Source organism: Pseudonocardia sp. ICBG1034 (assembly GCF_020131375.1).
In the GTDB taxonomy this organism is placed as follows: Bacteria; Actinomycetota; Actinomycetes; order Mycobacteriales; family Pseudonocardiaceae; genus Pseudonocardia; species Pseudonocardia alni.
In genome coordinates, this window is sequence record NZ_JAHLEK010000023.1 from 509,948 (window position 1) to 529,202 (window position 19,255).

Genomic DNA, 19,255 nt, shown 5'->3' on the forward strand with positions numbered 1-19,255 from the left:
GTGGACGTCACGAACGTGTTGCTCCGATGTGAGGACGTCGTCGCGCGGCACGTTCGGCCGCCCGGGCCCGCACCCCCTCGTCCGTGCAGAAGCCGGCCCCGGACCGCTTGAGGCAGAGCAGGCCGAGCAGCCGGCCGTGCCCGTCGACGACGGCGAGCCGCCTGCGCCCCCCGGCCCGCATCCGGTCGCGCGTCGCGGTCGCCGGCGCGGTGGGGTCGACGGTGCGCCCGGCCAGGGTGCCGAGCCAGCGGACCGGCGCCGCGGCGGGACGGCCGGCGAGGTCGCCGCGCTCCACCACGGCCAGCAGCACACCCCGGTCGACGACGAGCAGTGCGTGCACGTGATCGTCGCGGAACACCTCCCGGGCCTGGTGCACCGTGGTGGTGCGCCCGCACGTGCGGGGGTGTCCGATCATCGCCGCGCCGGTGCTGCCGTGGGCCCACCCCGCTCCGGACCGGTCGGGCGCCGCGCCGGTCATGCCGCGTCGCTCGAGTGTCCGGGCACCACCGGGAGGTCGGGGCGCACCAGCGGGACGAGGTTGTTGACCGCCAGCGCGGCCTCGCCGAAACCGACCGAGATCAGCCGGACCTTGCCCTCGAAGTCGGTGATGTCCCCGGCCGCGAACACCCGGGGCAGCGTCGTGCGCATCGACCGGTCGACGGCGATGTGCCGGCGGCTCATCCCGATCCCCCAGCTCGACAGGGCCGCGAGGTCGGCCTTGAACCCCAGCGCGGCGACGATCTCGTCGACCCGCAGGGTCTCGACGCCGTCCGGGCCGGACACGTCGACCTCGGAGACGCGGCCGTCGCCGCGGACGTCGTACACCTCGTAGGGGGTCAGGATCCGCACCGACGAGGCGCGCAGCTCGGTGACGCTGCGCTCGTGCGCGCGGAAGGCCTCGCGGCGGTGTACCAGGGTCACCGACGCCGCCAGCGGCTCCAGGCACAGCGCCCAGTCCACCGCGGAGTCCCCGCCGCCGACGATCAGCACGTCCTTGCCCGTCAGATCGGCCGGCCGCGGCACCGCATAGCGCAGCCCGCGCCCGACGAAGTCGCCGCCCGCGGGCAGCGGGCGCGGGGTGAACCGGCCCATGCCGCCGGTGACCAGCAGCGCACCCGCCCGGACCCGCACGCCGCGGTCGGTGGTGACGGCGACGCCGTCGTCGAACTGCTCCAGCTCGACGGCGTCGTGCCCGAGCAGGTAGGTCGGCTCGGCCAGGGCGGCCTGCTCGACCAGGGAGTCGACCAGGTCCTGCGCCCGGACCCGGGGGAAGCCCGCGACGTCGAACACCGGCTTCTCCGGGTAGAGCACCGACATCTGCCCGCCCAGCTGGTCGAGCGCGTCGACGACGACCACGGACAGCCCGCGGAAGCCCGCGTAGTACGTGGCGTAGAGCCCGGTCGGCCCGGCGCCGACGACGACCAGGTCGGCGGTGAGCTCGCCGCTCATCGGGGCCTCCGCTGCGCGACGATCGGGTGGTCGCCGTCGGCGGGATCGGCGTCCTCGCCGCCGCCGGAGAAGCCCTGCTCGCGCACGAACAGCGCGTTGGCCTCGACGAAGTCCTGGTGCTCCGGGGGCATCTTGTGCTCCCAGTGGATGGCCTCGCTGGGGCACGCGGGCATGCACTTGCCGCAGTCGACGCACTCGTCGGGGTGGATGTACATCATCCGCTCGCCGGGGTAGATGCAGTCGACCGGACACTCCTCCATGCAGGAGCGGTCCTGGATGTCGATGCAGGCCTCGGTGACGACGTAGGCCACGAGTCTTTCCTCCGATGTGGACGGTCGGGGTGGGGCACGGCCCGGCCGGGCCGAGAAGGGCGATCCGGCCGGGCCGTGCGGCTCAGGCGGTCTCGACCTCGACGAGCGTGTCGGAGAACGTGGGCGCATTGCCCAGGTCGCCGAACACGGTCGGGTTGACCGCGGCCAGGGTGGCGCCGGCCTTGGAGTTCTTGCGCCAGCCGCCCATCGGGCTCACCACGACCCCGCGGGACACGGTGTCCTGCAGCGACGCGACGACGGTGAACTCGCCCCGGTCGTTGAACACGCGCACCGGAGCCCCCTCGGCGATGCCGCGGGCGGCGGCGTCGTCCGGGTGGATGATCAGGGTGTGCTCGTTCGCGACGCGGCGGTGGAACTCGTGACTGCCGAAGCTCGAGTTCAGGAACGCGTGCGACTTCGGCGTGAGCAGGTTGAGCGGGTAGCGGGCGGCGAGCTCCGGGTCGGACGCGGCGGACTCGCGCGGCGGGATGTAGTGCGGCAGCGGGTCGACCGGCTGGCCGGGCTGGTGGTCGTTGGAACCCTGCCGGAACAGCGGGACCACGAAGTTGCCGCCCGCCGCCGCGGCGGCGGAGACGAACTCGGCCTTGCCCGACGGCGTCGGGAAGTTCCCCTCGGCGTGCGGGGCGTAGGCCTCCGGCGGGGCCACGTTGAGCCGCTGCCAGCCCTTCTCCTTCAGCGACTCGACGGTGATCCCCTCCATGTGCGGGTGGGACCAGTCGAACGCCTCGGCGATCATCTCGGAGTCGGTGCGCCGGAAGACCGGGTCGTCGAAGCCCATCGCGGCGGCGAGCCTGCGGAACATCTCGGTGTTCGGGACGGCCTCGCCCAGCGGCTCGATGGACCGGTGGTTGTAGGTCACGAACAGGTGACCCCAGGAGAACATGATGTCGTCCTGCTCGAGCTGCGTCGTGGCAGGCAGGACGATGTCGGCGTACTCCGCGGTGTCGGTCATGAACTGCTCCGACACGACGGTGAACAGGTCCTCGCTCTCCAGGCCCTTGATCAGCCGGTCCTGGTCGGGCGTGGTGACGACCGGGTTGGAGTTGTAGACCATCAGGCCCTTGATCGGCGGGCCGGCCGGCAGGTCACCGGCCAGGGCGGCACCGAGCCGGTACTGGTTGATGACCCGGGTGCCGGGGGTGAGCATCTCCGGGTGCATGAACGCGCCCCAGTTGACGGGGAACGCCCACAGCGGCAGCTGCAGGATGCCGCCGCCGGGCCTGCGCCAGGCACCGACGAGGCCGGGCAGGCAGGACAGCGCGCGCACGGTCTGGCCGCCGCCGGCGTGCCGCTCGACGGCGACGCCGATCCGGATGACCGACGGCTGCGCACCGGCGTACTCGCGGGCGAGCACCCGGATGGTCTCGGCGGGCACGCCGGTCTCGGTCTCGGCCCACTCGGGGGTGTAGCGGGAGACACGCTCGGCGAACTCGTCGTAGCCGACGGTGTGGTTCGCGATGTAGTCGTCGTCGGTGAGGCCCTCGGCGATGATCACGTGCGCCATGGCCAGCGCGAGCGCGCCGTCGGTACCGGGGCGGATCGGGATGTGCTGGTCGGCCGCGGCCGCGGTGCGGGTGCGGACCGGGTCGACGACCACGACCTTCGCGCCGTTCTTCTTCGCCTTCGCGATGTAGGGCCAGAGGTGCAGGTTGGTGCTCATGATGTTGCAGGCCCACACCAGGATGAACTTGGAGTGCACGAGGCTCTCCGGGTCCACCCCGGCGGTGTCGCCGATGGTCATGGCGTAGGCGGTGCAGGAGCCGGAGTCGCAGTAGGTGCGCTCGGCGACGGTGGCGCCCAGCTTCGCGAAGAAGGGGTCGCCGACGTTGAGACCGTTCAGGATGCCCTGGGTGCCCAGGTAGCTGACCGGCATGATCGCCTCGGGACCGTGCTCGTCGGCGATGGCCCTGAAGCGGGTGGCGATCTCGGTGACGGCGTCGTCCCAGGTGATCCGCTCGAAGCGGCCGCTGCCCTTGGGACCGGTCCGGCGCATCGGGAACAGCACGCGGCCCGGGTCGTACACGCGGTCGAGGTAGTTGTTGACCTTCACGCAGAGGCCGCCGTTGGTGTACGGGTGGTCCGGGTCGCCGACGACCGACGTCGCCGTCCCCGAGCCGTCGACGGTCACCAGCATCGCGCAGGTGTCCGGGCAGTCCTGGGGACAGGCGGCCTTGACCACCTTCTCGGTCAGCGGCGTGGCCGGGGCCTCGTGCGTCGCGGTCATGGGTGCTCCTCGCCTCGTGGTGGGATGGCGTCGCCCACGAGACTGGTCGCCCGCCGCGCGCCGGTCTTGGCACCGGGAGCACTGACGTTGTCCCGGGGAGCACAATCGCGCCCCCCGGGACGCCCGGTCAGGCGTAGGTGTGGAAGCCCCGCCCGGTCTTCTTGCCGAGCAGGCCGGCGTCGACCATGCGGGCCAGCAGCGGCGGCGGCGCGTACAGCGGCTCCTTGAACTCCGCGTACATCGACTCCGCGACGGCCTGCACGGTGTCCAGGCCGATCAGGTCGGACAGCGCGAGCGGGCCCTGCGGATGCGCACAGCCGCGGACCAGTCCCTCGTCGATGTCCTCGGCGGTGGCGAAGCCGGACTCCATCATCCGGATCGCCGACAGCAGGAACGGGACCAGCAGCGCGTTGACGACGAAGCCGGCGCGGTCCTGGCAGTCGATCGCCTTCTTGCCCAGACCCTCCTCGACGAAGGTCCGCGCCCGGGCCAGGGTGTCCTCGGAGGTCATCAGGCTCGGGACGAGTTCGACCAGCGACAGCACCGGCACCGGGTTGAAGAAGTGGATGCCGACGACCTGCTCGGGACGCTTCGTCGCCACCGCCAGCTTCATGATCGGGATGGACGACGTGTTCGACGCCAGCACCGCGCCGGTGTCGGTGACGAGCCGGTCCAGCTCCCGGAAGACGCCGGTCTTGAGCGCCTCGTCCTCGGCGATCGCCTCGACGACGAGCTCCCGGTCGGCCAGCGCGTCCAGCCCCTCGACGACCTCGAGGCGGGTCAGAACCTCCTCGGCGGAGTCGATCCGGCCGCGCTTCTCCGCCCGGGCCAGCGACGACTCCAGGCGGGCCCGGCCCGCCTCCACCGCGGCGGCGGAGGTCTCGACGACCCGCACCCCGTACCCGGCCCGTGCCGCGACCTCCGCGATCCCGGATCCCATCTGACCGCAGCCGACGACGCCTACGCGCTCCATGAGCACCTCAGTTCCCTCTGCGCGTCCCGGGATCTCCGGGACGCGGTCGAACCGTCGAGACTTCCGTCGGCGGGGGGCCGGGCACAACCCGGCGCGACGACGGGTGCCCGGCCTCACTCCGCCGGTGCGGCCGGTGCGGCGGCCCCGCACGCGTGCGGTGGCCCCGGACGCCGCCCCGCTCCGGAGCAGGCCGTCGGCTCAGCGACGGTCGGCCGGGTGCCCCACGGCGCGGGGCGCGTCCCCGCGACCGACGGCGGGCAGCTGCACGGTGGCGTCGTCGGGGAGGCGACGACGGCCCCCGGTCGCCGCCGGAGCGGCCGCGTCGGCCGGGCGGTCGGGCCTCGGCCCGCGCGGCGCGCCGCCCCCGCGCAGGCTCCGCACCACCGACAGCTCGGCGGCGAAGCGGCCGCGCAGCACGACCAGCGTGCCGACCGACGCGACCCCGCCGGCCAGGGCCGCGGCGGCCAGGGTCACCAGGTCGATCCCGAGCGGGCGGACCAGCACCGCCACGCCCCAGGTCGCGGCCACGGTCAGCACCAGCGCCGGGACGTGCTTGACGTACATCCGCAGCACCGCACCCATCAGGCCGGGCGAGACGCGTGCGGAGAACTGCAGCATCACCAGGAAGTGGACGACGATCGCCAGCGACGCCCCGGCCGCGACGCCGACCAGGCCCCACAGCAGCCCGCCGGTCACGGTGAGCACGACGACGTAGCCGGCGTAGAGCCACTGCCGCCAGGCCGCCCGGTAGACGGCGCCGGTGGCCCGGGTCAGCGAGGTGCTGATCTTGTACGAGGTGCGCGGCAGCAGGACCAGGGCGAACAGCTGCACCAGCGGTACGACGGCGTCCCACTGCGCCCCGAGCAGCACCCGGACGACCTCCGGGGCGAGCACGCAGAGCAGCACCGCGGCCGGGGCGGTGACCAGCGCGACCAGGCTCGCGCTGCGCACGTAGGCGGCGCGCAGGCGGGGGCCGTCGTCGCGGACCCGGGCCATCGCCGGGAACAGTGCCTTGTCGGCGGCACCGCCGATGATGTTCGCGGGTTCGGAGAGCAGGTTGTAGGCGCGGCCGTAGACACCGAGCGGACCGGTACCCAGCGCGTTGGCGACGACGAGCTTGTCGGCGTTGAGCGCGAACCAGTTGCCGAGCTGGGCGATGGAGAACCCGGCGCCGTAGCCGAGCAGCGGCCGCAGCCGGCCCCAGCTCGCGGTGGGCCCCTCGGGGCGGAACCGCGGCCGGGTCAGCGCGAGGTAGCCCGCGCACTTGGCGACGGCGGCGGCGATCTCGCCGAACGCGAGCGCGGAGGCGCCGAACCCGGCCGCGGCCAGGACGACGCTGACCCCGATCAGCGCCGGGCCCGCCGCGAGCAGGTCGACCGTCGCCATCGAACGGAACCGCAGGTCGCGCTGGAGCAGGCCGAGCGGGGTCGCCGAGGCCCCCGCGAACAGCAGCGCGATCGACAGCAGCGGCAGCAGCGCTGAGTCGGCCGGGAGCCCGACGAGCGGGCTGATCACCGGCGAGCCGAGGGCCAGCACCGCGGCGAACACCGCCGCGACCAGCACCGAGAACCAGAACGCCGCCGTCACGTCGCGGTCGTCGAGGTCCTTGCGGTGCACCAGGGAGGCGGCGACGCCGAGCTGGGTGACCAGCTGGGTCAGCCCGACGATCAGCAGCGCGGCCGCGGCCGCACCGAACTCCTCCGGGGTGAGCAGCCGGGCCAGCGCGACGGTGGCGCCGATCTGCAGCACCGCCTGTCCGACGGTGCCGGTGAACGCCCACGCGAACCCGCGCGCGGTCCGCGCGGTCAGCGACGACCCGGACGATGCCGACGGACCCGTCCCACCCGTCGGGCCGGGGGCCGGTGCGGGCTCCGGGGGCACGGGCCGCAGCGGCCGGGTCGGGTCGTCGGGCAGGTCGCCACCGGGTCCGGTCACGCGGGTCCTCCGGTCGTCGGGGCGGGTCGGCGCGTCGGGGGTCGCGCCGTCAGTGTCGCTTCCCGCGGAGTGCGGGATGCAACCGCCCGACGGTACCGAGGGCGCTGAACCAGGCGAGCTGGGTGGCCCCGCTGTGCGCGGCCTCGCCCCGGCGCGGCTCGGCGAGCAGCCGGGCGCGGCGCATCCCGGAGATCGCCGGGTGGAACACCGAGTTGCCGACGCCACGGGTCAGCACCAGGTCGGGCAGCCCCTCGACCGAGGCGCGGTAGGCCGGCGGCACGCCGCGCAGGCTCCAGCAGTCCGACCACGCCGGCGGCTCGCCCGGGTACTCGAGGACGAACTCCAGGTCGAGGACCTTCAGCCCGGCCCGCTCGTCCCACACCAGGTTGTGCGGGGACAGGTCGAGCACGAAGCGGCCACGCTCGTGCAGGTCGCGGCAGAACCGCAGCAGCGTGCGCACGACCTCCGGGCGCAGCTGGGCGAGCTCGCCGGGCAGGCGGCGCACGACGTGCCGGCCGGTGTCGCCGTAGAACGGGGTGAGCAGCCAGTTCGGGCCGTGCTCGAGCAGCTCCGGGACCTCGGGCAGGTCGCCGAGGTCGAGGCGGGCCCGCAGCTCGCGGTCGTAGGCCTCGTGCGCCCCGGGCCGGAACACCTTGCACACCGACGGCCCGTGCACCGGGTGGTGGACCAGCGCGACGCGGGCGCGGAACCCGGGCGAGGTGCCGCCGAGCATCCGCACGACCGGGAAGGGCATCGCACACCGGCGGCCGAGATCCTCGACCGGTCCGGCGATGCGGGGCAGGATCCCCGGATCGCCGAGCGCGTCCAGCAGGGCGAGGGCGTGCTCCGGCGACGACGACGCCTGCACCGGAAGGTAGTGCTCCCGCGGCGGGACGCGGCGCAGGACCCGCTTGTCGGTGTAGTCCAGGACGGCGGCGACCCGGTCGGCGACCGCCCGCACGCCCGACGTCCCGACCGGGGCGACGACGTCGCAGGCCACGATCAGGGCGTACGGCGCACCGGACGGGACCGGGCGCGACGCCGGCGCGGGCAGCGTGCCGCGGACCCGGGCGACCTGCGCGTCGTCCAGGACGACGACGTCGAGGATCTCCAGCCCGCGGGCGACACCGGCGACGGCCTCGTCGAGCAGGGGCGCCGCCGCCGACCGCACGACGAACACGGCCAGACCGCGCCAGCGGTCGGCCGCGACAGGTGCGCCGCGCCGTGTCTCCTCGAGGGTCACCGACTCGTCCCGAAAGGTTGCGCCATGAGCGAATGATAGGACCCTCTTGAACAAACGGTTAACTCGACCGGTCCTGTGGTTGTCCCCGTGATGGCGGGTTCACCGGTCCGTGTGACGGCATCGGAGGGACCTCGTCCGGCCCAGCCGCCTCCGGCGCCTGCCGCCTAGGTTCACTCGGGTGAGCAGCGCCGAACTCGCCGACCTGTACCGCGACCTGCACCGTCACCCCGAGCTGTCCTTCGCCGAGACCCGCACCGCGGGCATCGCCGCAGCCCGGTTGCGCGACGCCGGCTACGACGTCACCGAGGGGGTCGGACGCACCGGTGTGGTCGGGGTCCTCCGCAACGGCGACGGCCCGACCGCGCTGCTGCGGGCCGACATGGACGCGCTGCCGGTCGCCGAGGACACCGGCCTGGACTACGCCAGCACCGTCCGCGCCCTCGGCCGCGACGGGGAGGAGACCGCCGTCGCCCACGCCTGCGGGCACGACATGCACGTCACCTGTCTGGTGGGCGCCGCGGCCGAGCTGGCCGCCGCCCGCGACGGCTGGCGGGGCATGCTGCTGGTGGTGTTCCAGCCCGCCGAGGAGTTCGGCGCCGGCGCCGACGCGATGCTCGACGACGGTCTGTTCGCCCGCTTCGGCGCCCCGGACGTCGTGCTGGGCCAGCACGTCGCGCCGCTGCCCGCGGGGCTGCTGGCCCTCGCCGCCGGCCCGGCCTTCGCGGGCAGCGACACCGTGCGGGTGACCCTGCACGGCTCCGGCGGGCACGGCTCGCGACCGGAGACGACGGTCGACCCGGTGCTGCTCGCCGCCGCGACGGTGCTCCGCCTGCACACCGTCGTGCCGCGGGAGGTGGCCGCGACCGAGACCGCCGTGCTCAGCGTCGGCATGCTGCGGGCGGGCACGAAGGAGAACGTCATCCCCGACTCCGCCGAGCTGGGCCTGACCGTGCGGTCCTACACCCCGGGCGTCCGGGACCGGGTGCTCGCCGGGATCGAGCGCACCGTGCGTGGCGAGGCCGCGGCCTCCGGAGCGCCGACCGACCCCGAGATCCGGCTGCTGGAGTCCTTCCCGCCGGTCGTCAACGACACCGACGCCGCCGAGCGCACCCGGGCCGCGCTGGCCGCGGTCACCCCGCTCCCGGTCGTCGACCCGGGGCCGGTCACCGGCAGCGAGGACGTGGGCCGGTTCGCCGTCGCCGCCGGGGTGCCGTGCGTGTACTGGCTGCTCGGCGGGGCCGACCCGGCCGCGTTCGAGGGCGCGGGCACCGTCGCGGAGATCCGGGAGCGGACCGCGTCGCTGCCGTCGAACCACTCCCCCCGCTACGCGCCGGTGGTCGAGCCGACGCTGTCGGTCGGCGTCGCGGCGCTGGTCGCGGCGGCGCGGGAGTGGCTGCCGGTCGGCTGACCGGGGTCAGAGGGCGGGGGCGCGCAGCGCGTGTACCGCGACCCGCGCGGCGGCCCCGATCGCCGCGTCCGCCCGCGGGACGGCGGCATCGCTGCGCGCGGCGTGGGTGTAGACGGCGACGGCGACCGGGTGCTCCCCCGGGTAGGTCACCACGCCGACCTCGTTGCGGACCGCGCCGACCGTGCCGGTCTTGCCCGCCACCCGTGCCGCCGCGGGGAACCCGGCACGCAGCCGGTGCGGCCAGATCTGGGCGCCGAGCACCCGGCGGGCGAACGCGGTGGACCCGTCCGAGGCGAGCTCGCCGCGCCACAGCAGCCCGAGCAGCGCGGTGGTGTCCGCCGCCGTGGTGGAGGAGCCGTAGACCGGGCTGAGCGCGCGGGTCTCGACAGGGACGTCGTTGTCGGCGAGCACCCCGAAGGCCGCGGCGACGTCGTCGGTACCGGTGTCGGCGAGCAGGTCGGCGAACACGTCGTCGGTGCCGCCCCGGATCCGGGTGCCGCCCAGGCCCAGCTCGGCGGGCAGCGCGGCCACCCGATCGCGCCCCACCCGGGTGTGGACGACGTCGGCCGCGGCGTTGTCCGAGGCCGTCACCATCGAGGTGACCAGGTCCCGCCAGCTCATCGTCACCGGGTCGGCCAGCGCGGAGATCCCGGTGATCCCGGGTGTGCGCCGCACCGGGACGACGACGGGCTCGCGTGGGTCGATCGTGCCGGCGTCGACCGCCCGGCAGTACGCGACCAGCACGAACACCTTGTAGACCGAGGCCATCACGACCGGCACGTGCGCGCCGACGCCGACCTCGCGCGCCGTCGGGCGGGTCCCGTCGCCGGTGACCGGGCGGGCGTGCAGCCAGCCGCGCACCCCGGCGTCGCGGAACACCGCGCGGACCTCCGCGGCCGGGGTCACGCACCCTCCCGCAGCGCGTCGGCGAGCGCCCCGACCAGGCCGTCCGGGACGCCGTCGCGGTGCACCACCCGGACCCGGTAGGGCACCGGTTCGCCCGCCACCGGCCTGCGGACCACACCGTCGCCGGCGAGGCCGGGATCGGCGGTGAGGAGGAACGCGGCGCCGGTCGCCACCAGCGCCAGTGCCTCCGCCGGGGACGCCGCGTCGGCCGGGCCGGCCGGGCACCCGCGGGCGTCGAGGGTGTCGAGCAGCAGGTCGTGGGCGGCCGGGGCGTGCGCCCGCGGTGCCGTGGCCGGCGCCGTCCCGCGCAGGGTGCGCAGCACCACCGGCCCCGGCCCGGCCGCAGCGGGGTGGCCTGCGGACAGCAGGACCTCGGTCGGCAGCGCGACGACCGGCCCGGCCCGCGCCGACTCCAGCACCGTCGGGTGCGCGACGACGGCGACGTCCACCGTCCCGTCCGACACCGCGTCGACCAGCGCGACGGTGGTCGCCACGGTCGGCGCGACCCGCAGGCCGGTCGCGGCGGCGGCGCGGACCGCCAGCCGGGCGGTGGCGGCAGGGCCGAGGTCGGCGACGACGCCGAGCCGCAGCACCCGGGCCGCCTCGGCGTGCCGGGCGGCGGCGCGGCCGAGCGCCGCGGCGTCCTCGATCAGGGCACGGGCGCGGGGAAGCAGGTCGCGACCGGCCGCCGTCGGGGAGACGCCGCCGGGTCCGCGGTCGAACAGCGGGGTGCCGAGCCTCGCCTCCAGCCGTCGCAGGCCCTGGGACAGCGGCGGCTGCGTCATCCCGAGCCGGGCGGCGGCCCGCCCGAAGTGCCGCTCCTCGGCGACGGCGACGAAGAACGTCAGGTGCCGCAGCAGGTCCACCGGCCTCGCCCCATATCGAACGGCTATCACACGCGAAGCACGATCGTATTCGCGCTATCGGTGCGGATGCGACACGGTGCGACCATGACGATCACCCGCCGCTCCCTGCTCCTGGCCGGTGCCGCACTGGGCGGCGCCGCGCTGACCGGTTGCGCACCGGCGGCACCGGCCGCACCCGCGGCGCCCGCCCCGGCGGGCCCGGGCGCCGGGAGCGCGCCGATCCCCGCGCTGGCCGACGTCGAACGCGAGTACGCCCGCACGATCGGGGTGCACGTGCTCGACACCGGTACCGGCGCGGCGGCCGGGCACCGCGACGGCGACCGCTTCCTGATGTGCTCGGTGGTCAAGGCGCTGATGGCCGGTTTCGTGCTGCACCGCTCGCTGTCCGAGCCCGGCCTGCTCGACCGCCCGGTCCGCTACGGACGCGCCGACCTGCTGGAGTACGCGCCCGTCACCACCCGGAACCTGGCGACGGGGATGACGGTGGGCCGGCTGTGCGAGGCCGCCGTCACCGTCTCGGACAACACCGCGCACAACCTGCTGCTGCGTGAGGTCGGGTCCCCCGCCGAGCTGACCGCGTGGCTGCGCACGACCGGGGACACCGTCACCCGCTCCGACCGGTCCGAGACCGCGCTGAACGACCGCGACGGCGAGCGCGACACCGCGACCCCGGCCGCACTGGCCGTCACGCTGCGCACCCTGGTCCTCGGCGACGCCCTGCCGCCCGCGCAGCGCGACCGGCTGACCGGCTGGCTGCGGGCGAACACCACCGGCGACCGGCAGATCCGCGCGGCGGTCCCGGCCGGCTGGGCCGTCGCCGACAAGACCGGCTCCGGGCCGCTCGGGGAGCGCAACGACTCCGGGGTGCTCTACCCGCCGGACGGCGCACCGCTGGTCCTGACGGTCTTCACCGTGCCGGCCGACCCGGCCGACAGGGCGCGCGGGGAGGCCGCGGTCGCCGCCGCGGCCCGGGCGGCGATCGCCGCGCTGCGCGGCTGAGCGTGCCGGGTCAGATCCGGGCCAGCACCGCCCGCAGGATCGCGACCTGCCCGATCGGGCTGGGGTGCAGGCCGTCGTCCTCCCAGAAGTCGGGCCGGATCGGCATCCGGGACAGGTCGACCGCGTCCGGGTCGACCTCCCGGACCGTCGCGACGAGCCCGGGGACGTCGGCCGGGTCCCACCACTCGCCGGTGAGCTCGCGGGTGGCGGCCACCCGTCCGGGATCGACCGGCGGCGGGACGACGAACCGCACCCGGGCGCCGCTCTCGGTCTCCAGCAGCAGGCGCAACGCCCGCAGGTTCCGGGCCGTCTCGCTGATCGACACCATCCGGATCCCGGTGGTCGCGCCCTCCCGGCGGATGTCGTTGGTGCCGAGCATGACCAGCACCCGGGTCGGCACCCGGGAGACCAGGACCGGGCCCAGTGCGAGTGCCTCCGAGCTGGTCCGCCCGGACAGCGCGAGTACCTCGACCGAGGCCTCCGGTTCGACTATCGGGACCAGCTCGGCGAACAGCCGCGCCCAGCTCAGCCGGTCGGCGGACAGGGAGTCGCCGACGACCACGATCCGCTCGCCCGGACGCAGCGCCATCCGGTGCAGGCCGTCCGCGACCGGCGGCTCGTTCCGCAGCGCCCGCGCCGCGGCGCGGACCCGTCCGGCGAGCCCGGCCCGTACCCCGGCGACGGCCGACGGGTCCAGGCCCGCGGTCGTCGCGAGCAGCCGGTCGATCGACTCCTCCTGCACCCCGAACGCCGCGAACGCCGGCCAGGCGGTCAGGTCGGCGAACCGGATGAGCCGGCCCATCAGGTCCTCGTCCACGTCGCCTCCCTCTCCGGCCCGGTCCACCGGGTCCGGCGGGGGGATCATCGCCCACCGCGGGTCGGCGGCCACGCACGGCTCCGGCACCGTCGTCGCACCGGACGGGACCGGGCGACCGCACGGACGGGTGTCGTCGCCGGCCGGTCACCTCCGTGACCGCCGCAGATCACCCGTCCGGCGGACACGCAATGTGATTCACGCCACACGGGCGTCGGGTTTGCCGGACCGATCGCCCAGGTGGAGGGCGCAAATGAGGTGGCCCGCACCGCCGGTCAGGCGAGCCTCTGTTGCCTGGCGCGCACCGCACGACCCCGACAACCTGAGCGTCATGACCACGGCCCAGGACATGCCCCAGGTTCAGCAGTGCTCCGCCACCAGCTGCTCCTACAACTCCGACTCCAGCTGCGGCGCGGGGGCGATCACGATCTCCGGTGAGCACGCCCACTGCGGCACCTTCGTCGAGATCTCGTTCCGCGGCGGCAGCGGTAACGGCCTCGTCGGCGCCTGCCACCGTTCGGACTGCAGGTTCAACGAGAAGCTCGAGTGCACGGCGTCGTCGGTGAACATCGGCGCGGGTGCAGACGCCGCCGACTGCCTCACCTACGAGGCCAAGTAGGCCAGCTCCTCCACCCGGACCTCGCCACGCTCGTCGACGCGCAACGCGCCGTCGGCGACGGCGAGGGCCGCCACGGGGTCGATGTCGTCGACGAGGACGGCGACCCCGTCCGCAGCGACCGCCCGCAGCGCGGACAGCACCGCACTGCGGTCCTGTGCGTCGAGACCGTCGGTCAGGCGGTCGGCGAGGACCATCGCGGTGGGGCCCTGGCGGGCCGCGTCGACGATGGCCAGCCGATCCGCCGCCGACTCGGTCGCGCGGGCCCCCAGCCTGCGGACCACGGCATCGTGCCCGTCGGCGCACCGGCCACTCGCGTCGTCCAGCCGGTTCATCATGCGGCGGCGCTGCACCGACGGCCCGAGCAGCACCGTGATGCTGCCGGTCGGCAGACGCAGAGACATGGAAGCCCTCCCTCACCGGTACTGAGGCGAGGCTAACCGACGATGGCGGTCAGGTGAAGGCCCTCCGGTAGGTCTCACGCAGCTCGCGCTTGAGGATCTTGCCGCTCGGGTTGCGCGGGAGGGCCTCCACGACGTCGACCGAGCGGGGCCGCTTGAAGCCCGCGATCCGCGGCCGGACCCACTCGATGAGGGCGTCCGGATCGATCGTCACCCCCGGCCGCGGCACGACGACGGCCTTCACCGCCTCGCCCCAGCGCTCGTCGGGGACCCCGATCACCGCGACGTCGGCGACGTCCGGGTGCTCGGACAGCACGCTCTCCACCTCGATCGGATACACGTTCTCCGCGCCGGTCACGATCATGTCCTTGATCCGGTCGGTGAGGAACAGGTAGCCCTCGGCGTCGAGGTAGCCGCCGTCGCCGGTGCGCAGCGTGGCGTCGTCGCCGAGCGCGGCCGCGGTGTCCTCGGGCCGGTTCCAGTAGCCGGCGGTGACCTGGTCGGACCGGATCCGGACCTCCCCCACCTCGCCGGACGGCAGCTCCCGGCCGGTCGCCGGGTCCACGATCGTCAGCCGCACCCACGGGTACGCCCGTCCGGCCGAGCGCATGAGGTGCGCCCTGGGGCCGTCCGGGTCGTGGTCGGCCGGGTCGAGCTGGGTGATCGCTCCGGTGGTCTCGGTCGCGCCGTAGACCTGGAACAGCGGCGCCCGGAAGGTCTCGACGACCGCCCGCAGCGCGCCGACGGTGATCGGCGAGGCGCCGTAGGCGATCGACCGCAGCGCGGACCAGTCACGGTCGGCGGCACCGGGCACCGCGGAGAGCATCTGCAGCACCGCCGGTACGAGGAAGGCGTTCGTGACGCGCTCGTCGGACATCGTGTCGAGCAGCGGCCCGGGGACGATGTCGGCGACGAGCACGCACCGCGCCCCGGCGGCCAGGCAGACCAGGGCGTAGCCGACGCCGCCGATGTGGAACAGCGGCATCGCGACCAGCGCGGTCGAGGTGGGGTCGATCGACCAGTGCCCGGCGGCGAGCAGCAGCGCCGAGAACTGCCGGTGCGCGAGCAGCACGCCCTTGGGCAGCCCCGTGGTGCCGGAGGTGTAGAGCTGCAGCACGGTGTCGTCCGGGGTGGACCCGGCCGGCGACGACGGCGGCAGCACGTCGGCGGCCGCGTCACGCCAGTCCGCGTGGTCCTCCCCCACGACGACGACCCGGCGCCCCTCGATCGCACCGCGCAGCCCCGCGAAGTCCGGCCCCAGCACGACGAGGCCGGCCCGGGCGTCGGCGACGAGCGCCAGCAGGTCGGCCTCGGTGAGCCGGGTGTTGAGCGGGACAGACACCGCGCCGATCCGCGGCGCGGCGAAGAGCAGCTCCAGGAACTCCGGCCGGTTCTTCCCGATCCACACGACGCGGTCCCCGGCCCCGAGGCCGAGGTCGCGCAGGGCCGCCGCGGTGCGCCCGGCGCGCTGTTCGAGCTCGCCGTAGGTGGTCGTCGCGCCGTCGGACGACAGCGCGACGAGGTCGGCGCGGTCGGGATCGGCGAGGATGTCGGTCAGCCGGAAATCCTCGGCAGGGCTCTGACCCGGCACGTTCTTCTCCCTCGGTCGTCGGCGACGCAGGTTCGGCGAAATCGTATATGATAGTTGTCGTGTCGACGGCCGACTTCGTGCGCGAGCTCTCCCCGGGCCGCGCCCCGCAGCTGCCCGACCGCATCGCGCTCGTCCTGCGGGACCGCATCCTCTCCGGTGAGCTGCGCCCGGGCACCTTCCTGCGGATGGACCGGATCGCCGCGGACCTGGGCGTCAGCCACACCCCGGTCCGCGAGGCCCTGCAGTCGCTGCGCGCCGAGGACATGGTCCACGCGGTGCCGCGGCGCGGGTTCGTCGTCGCCGAGCTGACCCGTGACGACGTCGCGGACCTGTTCGAGGTGCAGGCCGACCTGACCGGGACGCTGGCCGCGCGCGCGGCGCAGCGACTGTCCCCCGCCGACCTCGCACCGCTGCGCGAGCTCGCCGACCGGATCGCCGCACTGTGCGAGCGCACCCCCGAGACCCACGACCCGGCCGAGCTGGACCCGCTCGTGTCCGCCGAGCACCGGCTGCACGCCGAGGTCAACCGGCTGGCCGGCTCACGCAAGCTCGCCTGGCTGGTGGGGCGCTCGTCGCACTACCTGCCGGCGCACTTCTACACCGGCTCGCCCGAGTGGCGGGCCGGCGCGGTCGACGCCCACGTCGTCCTGCTCGACGCGCTCGGCGCCGCCGACCCCGACGCCGCGCGGGCGGCGATGCGCCGCCACGTGCTCGACGGCCGGGACCTGCTGCTCACCCACCTGGACCGCACCGGAATGTGGTCCGACGACCGAGGAGACCCCTGATGCCCGTCACCCTGACCGAGGACCAGACCGACCTGGCGAAGGCGATCGGCGACTTCTGCCGTCGCGAGATCGGCAGCAAGGAGCGCCGCGACGAGCTGACCGGCGGCGGGCGGCACGCCCACTCCGACGAGATCTATCGCAAGATGGCCGACCTCGGCTGGCTCGGCATCGCCACGCCCGAGGAGTACGGCGGCGCCGGCCAGGGCATGCGTGACCTGCTGGTCTTCCTGGAGGAGTCCGCGTACGGCCAGGCCCCGATCGCCGGATTCGGCACGACCACCATCACCGCCGCGGCGATCGAGAAGTTCGGCACCGAGGCCCAGAAGCAGGAGCTGCTGGGCGGAATGTGCCGCGGCGACGTGCTGTCGATCTCGATGTCCGAGCCGGAGGCCGGGTCCGACGTCGGCGGACTGAAGTGCAAGGCCACGAAGACGGAGACCGGCTGGCGGATCGACGGCCAGAAGACCTGGTGCTCGAACGCGCACATCGCGTCGCACATCCTGCTGGTCGCCCGCACCTCCACCGAGGGCGGCAAGCACGACGGCCTGACCATGTTCGTCGTGCCCGCCGACGCGGCGGGCCTGTCGATCCACGGCATCGAGACGATGGGCGGCAAGGAGGTCAACGACCTCTACTTCGACGGGTGCGAGCTGCCCGCCGACGCCGTCGTCGGCGTCGAGGGCCAGGGCTGGCGCCAGCTCATGGCCGGACTGAACCTGGAGCGGATGATCCTGGCCGGGCTCATGCTCGGACTGGCGCGGCGCGCCTTCGACGACACCGTCGCCTATGTCAAGGAGCGCAAGCAGTTCGGCCGCCCCGTCGGGAGCTTCCAGGCGATGCGCCACCGCATCGCCGACAACGCCACCGAGCTGGCGGCCACCCGCCTGCTGGTGCACGACACCGCGCGGGTGATCGACGAGGCCCCCGCGGGTGCGCTGTTCCCGCGCGAGGCGTCGATGGCCAAGCTGAAGGCCACCGAACTCGCCAAGCACCTGTCCCTGGAGGGGATGCAGATGCTCGGTGGCTACGGCTACGCCACCGAGTACGGCATGGAGCGGCTGCTCCGCCAGAGCGTCGTCTCGACGGTGTACGGCGGGACCAGTGAGATCCAGCGCGACATCATCGGGAAGTCCTACGGGCTGTAGCGGCTCAGGCCGCGGAGTTCCGGGCGAGCTCCGCGGCCCCGCGGTCGTCGCCGGCCCCGGCCTTCCGGTCGGGACGCGGAGCCGGGACGGCCGTCGGGCCGACGTGGGTGCCGGCCCCGGTCCGGACCCGCGCGGCCTCGGCGGCGCGGCGGATGTGCGCCGGGACGAGCGCCGAGCGCGCGGGCAGCAGCATCGGCGGCACCGCGCCACCGTTGCGCCGCACCTCGCGGGACCGCTGCACGTAGGCCCAGCCGCCGCGGGCGATCCGGCCGCCGCGCTCCAGCAGCCCGCTGTCGGGCATCGCGTCGCCGGCGCCTGCCTCGCGGTCGGAGATGTGGCGCAGCCGGGCGACCGCCGCCGGGAGCCGGCGCAGCGCGACCGACCGGCCCTGCGGCGACAGCGCCACCTTGGCCAGGAAGCTGCCCAGCCCGACGGCGTAGCCCTCGAGCTGGGTGTTCAGCGCGGCCTGGTCGGGGCGGTGGTGGTGCCACAGGTAGGCGCCCGGGGCGTAGCCGAGGACGTTGCCGGCCAGGATCATGCGGACCAGGAACTCGCAGTCCTCGCCGCCGTGGGTGGGGGTGCCCGGGCCCATGGCCTCGTCGAAGCCGCCGACGGCGCGGGCGGCCCCGGCCCGCACGGCGAGGTTGGCGCCGATGCCGAACAGGCCGGGTGCGAACGGGAAGATCGGGGAGTCCGCGGGGGGCTCGGCGAGGGTGAACCGGCGTGGGGTGAAGCCCTTGTTCCAGGCCAGGGCGACGTCGGCGGCGCGCTCCTCGGGGCTGCCCAGGCGGGCGGCCAGTACCGGGCCGGAGACGCAGGCGAGCTCGGGGTCCGCGGCGAAGGCGCCGGCGATGCGCGAGGCCCAGGCGGGGTCGACCTCGGTGTCGTCGTCGGTGAAGGCGACGATCTCGGTGCGGGCCTCGGCGAGACCCCGGTTGCGCCCGATGGACGCACCGCGCCGCGGCTCGCGGACGTAGCGGACGCGGTCGGAACCCGCGGCCCGCACGGCCAGCTCGGTCCGCTCGTCGTCCGGGTCGTTGTCGACGACGACGACCGACAGTGCCGGGTGGTCGGAGGCGAGGACCGCGCGCAGGCAGCGGGCCAGCGACTCGGGCCGGTTGCGGGTCGCGACGACCACGGTGACCGGGTCGGCCGCGGACGGCGCGACGGCGACGGTGCCGGCCGCGGGCAGCGCGGCGACGGCGAGCGAGAGCTCCGCGGCGGTCGCGCGCCCGGCGCGCAGCGGCACGGTGACCTGACCCTGCGGGGTGCCACCGACGGTGACCAGCAGCCGGGCGGCGGCGAACCGCCGGTCGACCTCGAGGTCGCGGGCCGGGGCGAGCCGGTCGAGCTCACCCACCCAGGTCGGTACGTCGGGAGTCATGGCCATGGACCCCATCGTGCTCACCGTCGCTGTGACGACGCTGAGATCGGCCTGTGGGACAACGGGGTGTGGGGCGCGCCACCCCGGACGGGATCCGGGCACCGCACCGCAGACCCTCCCCTCGCGTGAGAGTACGGTCGGGCCGTTCGCGCGCTCCCGCCGCCGTGGCCCGCGGCTCCGCCCC

The 19,255-nt window shown here is 74.9% G+C and carries 18 protein-coding genes; 5 read left to right on the plus strand and 13 right to left on the minus strand.

Annotation, left to right across the window (positions count from 1 at the left end; genetic code table 11):
- Positions 1-7 precede the first annotated feature (7 nt).
- From KPF22_RS26730 to KPF22_RS26760, 7 genes are all read right to left on the minus strand, one after another.
- A complete protein-coding gene (locus KPF22_RS26730) occupies positions 8-478 on the minus strand; it encodes a CBS domain-containing protein (protein WP_208822172.1) in 471 nt (156 codons plus the stop codon).
- Entirely contained in the window at positions 475-1,449 is a 975-nt protein-coding gene (locus tag KPF22_RS26735; protein WP_208822169.1) for an NAD(P)/FAD-dependent oxidoreductase, read from the minus strand. The genes KPF22_RS26730 and KPF22_RS26735 overlap by 4 nt, the downstream gene beginning before the upstream one ends.
- Positions 1,446-1,760: a ferredoxin gene (fdxA, locus tag KPF22_RS26740; RefSeq protein ID WP_208822167.1), complete on the minus strand. Its 315-nt coding sequence runs from the start codon at positions 1,758-1,760 to the stop codon at positions 1,446-1,448. The genes KPF22_RS26735 and fdxA overlap by 4 nt, the downstream gene beginning before the upstream one ends.
- Before the next feature lie 82 nt (positions 1,761-1,842).
- The gene (locus tag KPF22_RS26745; protein WP_224403635.1) at positions 1,843-4,005 is read right to left on the minus strand and encodes a molybdopterin-dependent oxidoreductase; all 2,163 of its coding nucleotides are present in this window, start codon (positions 4,003-4,005) and stop codon (positions 1,843-1,845) included.
- A gap of 127 nt (positions 4,006-4,132) precedes the next feature.
- A complete protein-coding gene (locus tag KPF22_RS26750) occupies positions 4,133-4,978 on the minus strand; it encodes a 3-hydroxybutyryl-CoA dehydrogenase (RefSeq protein ID WP_208822161.1) in 846 nt (281 codons plus the stop codon).
- 198 nt (positions 4,979-5,176) lie between these two features.
- Positions 5,177-6,913, minus strand: coding sequence for a lipopolysaccharide biosynthesis protein (locus KPF22_RS26755; RefSeq protein WP_224403636.1), 1,737 nt, complete (start codon positions 6,911-6,913; stop codon positions 5,177-5,179).
- A gap of 49 nt (positions 6,914-6,962) precedes the next feature.
- Entirely contained in the window at positions 6,963-8,156 is a 1,194-nt protein-coding gene (locus KPF22_RS26760) for a hypothetical protein (RefSeq protein WP_208822155.1), read from the minus strand.
- Positions 8,157-8,334: 178 nt separating this feature from the next.
- Here KPF22_RS26760 and KPF22_RS26765 point away from each other — a divergent pair, with 178 nt between their 5' ends.
- Positions 8,335-9,564: an amidohydrolase gene (locus tag KPF22_RS26765; protein ID WP_224403637.1), complete on the plus strand. Its 1,230-nt coding sequence runs from the start codon at positions 8,335-8,337 to the stop codon at positions 9,562-9,564.
- Positions 9,565-9,570: 6 nt separating this feature from the next.
- On the opposite strand, the gene KPF22_RS26770 is transcribed toward KPF22_RS26765, so the two are convergent.
- Positions 9,571-10,470, minus strand: coding sequence for a serine hydrolase (locus KPF22_RS26770; protein ID WP_178374644.1), 900 nt, complete (start codon positions 10,468-10,470; stop codon positions 9,571-9,573).
- On the minus strand, positions 10,467-11,336 hold the full coding sequence (locus KPF22_RS26775) for a LysR family transcriptional regulator (RefSeq protein WP_062399970.1): 870 nt from the start codon (positions 11,334-11,336) through the stop codon (positions 10,467-10,469). Before KPF22_RS26775 ends, KPF22_RS26770 begins: the two co-directional genes overlap by 4 nt.
- An 84-nt stretch (positions 11,337-11,420) precedes the next feature.
- Between KPF22_RS26775 and bla the strand changes: the two genes are divergently transcribed.
- On the plus strand, positions 11,421-12,335 hold the full coding sequence (bla, locus tag KPF22_RS26785) for a class A beta-lactamase (protein WP_224403638.1): 915 nt from the start codon (positions 11,421-11,423) through the stop codon (positions 12,333-12,335).
- Positions 12,336-12,345: 10 nt separating this feature from the next.
- On the opposite strand, the gene KPF22_RS26790 is transcribed toward bla, so the two are convergent.
- Entirely contained in the window at positions 12,346-13,152 is an 807-nt protein-coding gene (locus KPF22_RS26790; protein ID WP_224403639.1) for an SGNH/GDSL hydrolase family protein, read from the minus strand.
- 328 nt (positions 13,153-13,480) lie between these two features.
- On the opposite strand from KPF22_RS26790, the gene KPF22_RS26795 reads away from it, so the two are divergent.
- A complete protein-coding gene (locus KPF22_RS26795) occupies positions 13,481-13,768 on the plus strand; it encodes a DUF1540 domain-containing protein (RefSeq protein ID WP_062399966.1) in 288 nt (95 codons plus the stop codon).
- Here KPF22_RS26795 and KPF22_RS26800 read toward each other — a convergent pair.
- Positions 13,753-14,169, minus strand: a complete 417-nt coding sequence (locus KPF22_RS26800) for a hypothetical protein (protein ID WP_224403640.1) — start codon at positions 14,167-14,169, stop codon at positions 13,753-13,755. The two genes, KPF22_RS26795 and KPF22_RS26800, sit on opposite strands and share 16 nt — an antisense overlap.
- Positions 14,170-14,218: 49 nt before the next feature.
- The gene (locus KPF22_RS26805; RefSeq protein ID WP_224403641.1) at positions 14,219-15,757 is read right to left on the minus strand and encodes a long-chain-fatty-acid--CoA ligase; all 1,539 of its coding nucleotides are present in this window, start codon (positions 15,755-15,757) and stop codon (positions 14,219-14,221) included.
- A 59-nt stretch (positions 15,758-15,816) separates the two neighbouring features.
- On the opposite strand from KPF22_RS26805, the gene KPF22_RS26810 reads away from it, so the two are divergent.
- Both KPF22_RS26810 and KPF22_RS26815 read left to right on the plus strand, forming a co-directional pair.
- Positions 15,817-16,542, plus strand: a complete 726-nt coding sequence (locus tag KPF22_RS26810) for a GntR family transcriptional regulator (RefSeq protein ID WP_208822141.1) — start codon at positions 15,817-15,819, stop codon at positions 16,540-16,542.
- Complete coding sequence (locus KPF22_RS26815; protein WP_224403642.1) at positions 16,542-17,687, plus strand: acyl-CoA dehydrogenase family protein; 1,146 nt, start codon at positions 16,542-16,544, stop codon at positions 17,685-17,687. The genes KPF22_RS26810 and KPF22_RS26815 overlap by 1 nt, the downstream gene beginning before the upstream one ends.
- Before the next feature lie 4 nt (positions 17,688-17,691).
- Here the strand turns inward: KPF22_RS26815 and KPF22_RS26820 are convergent, their stop codons facing one another.
- A complete protein-coding gene (locus tag KPF22_RS26820; protein ID WP_224403643.1) occupies positions 17,692-19,077 on the minus strand; it encodes a glycosyltransferase family 2 protein in 1,386 nt (461 codons plus the stop codon).
- Positions 19,078-19,255: the final 178 nt, after the last annotated feature.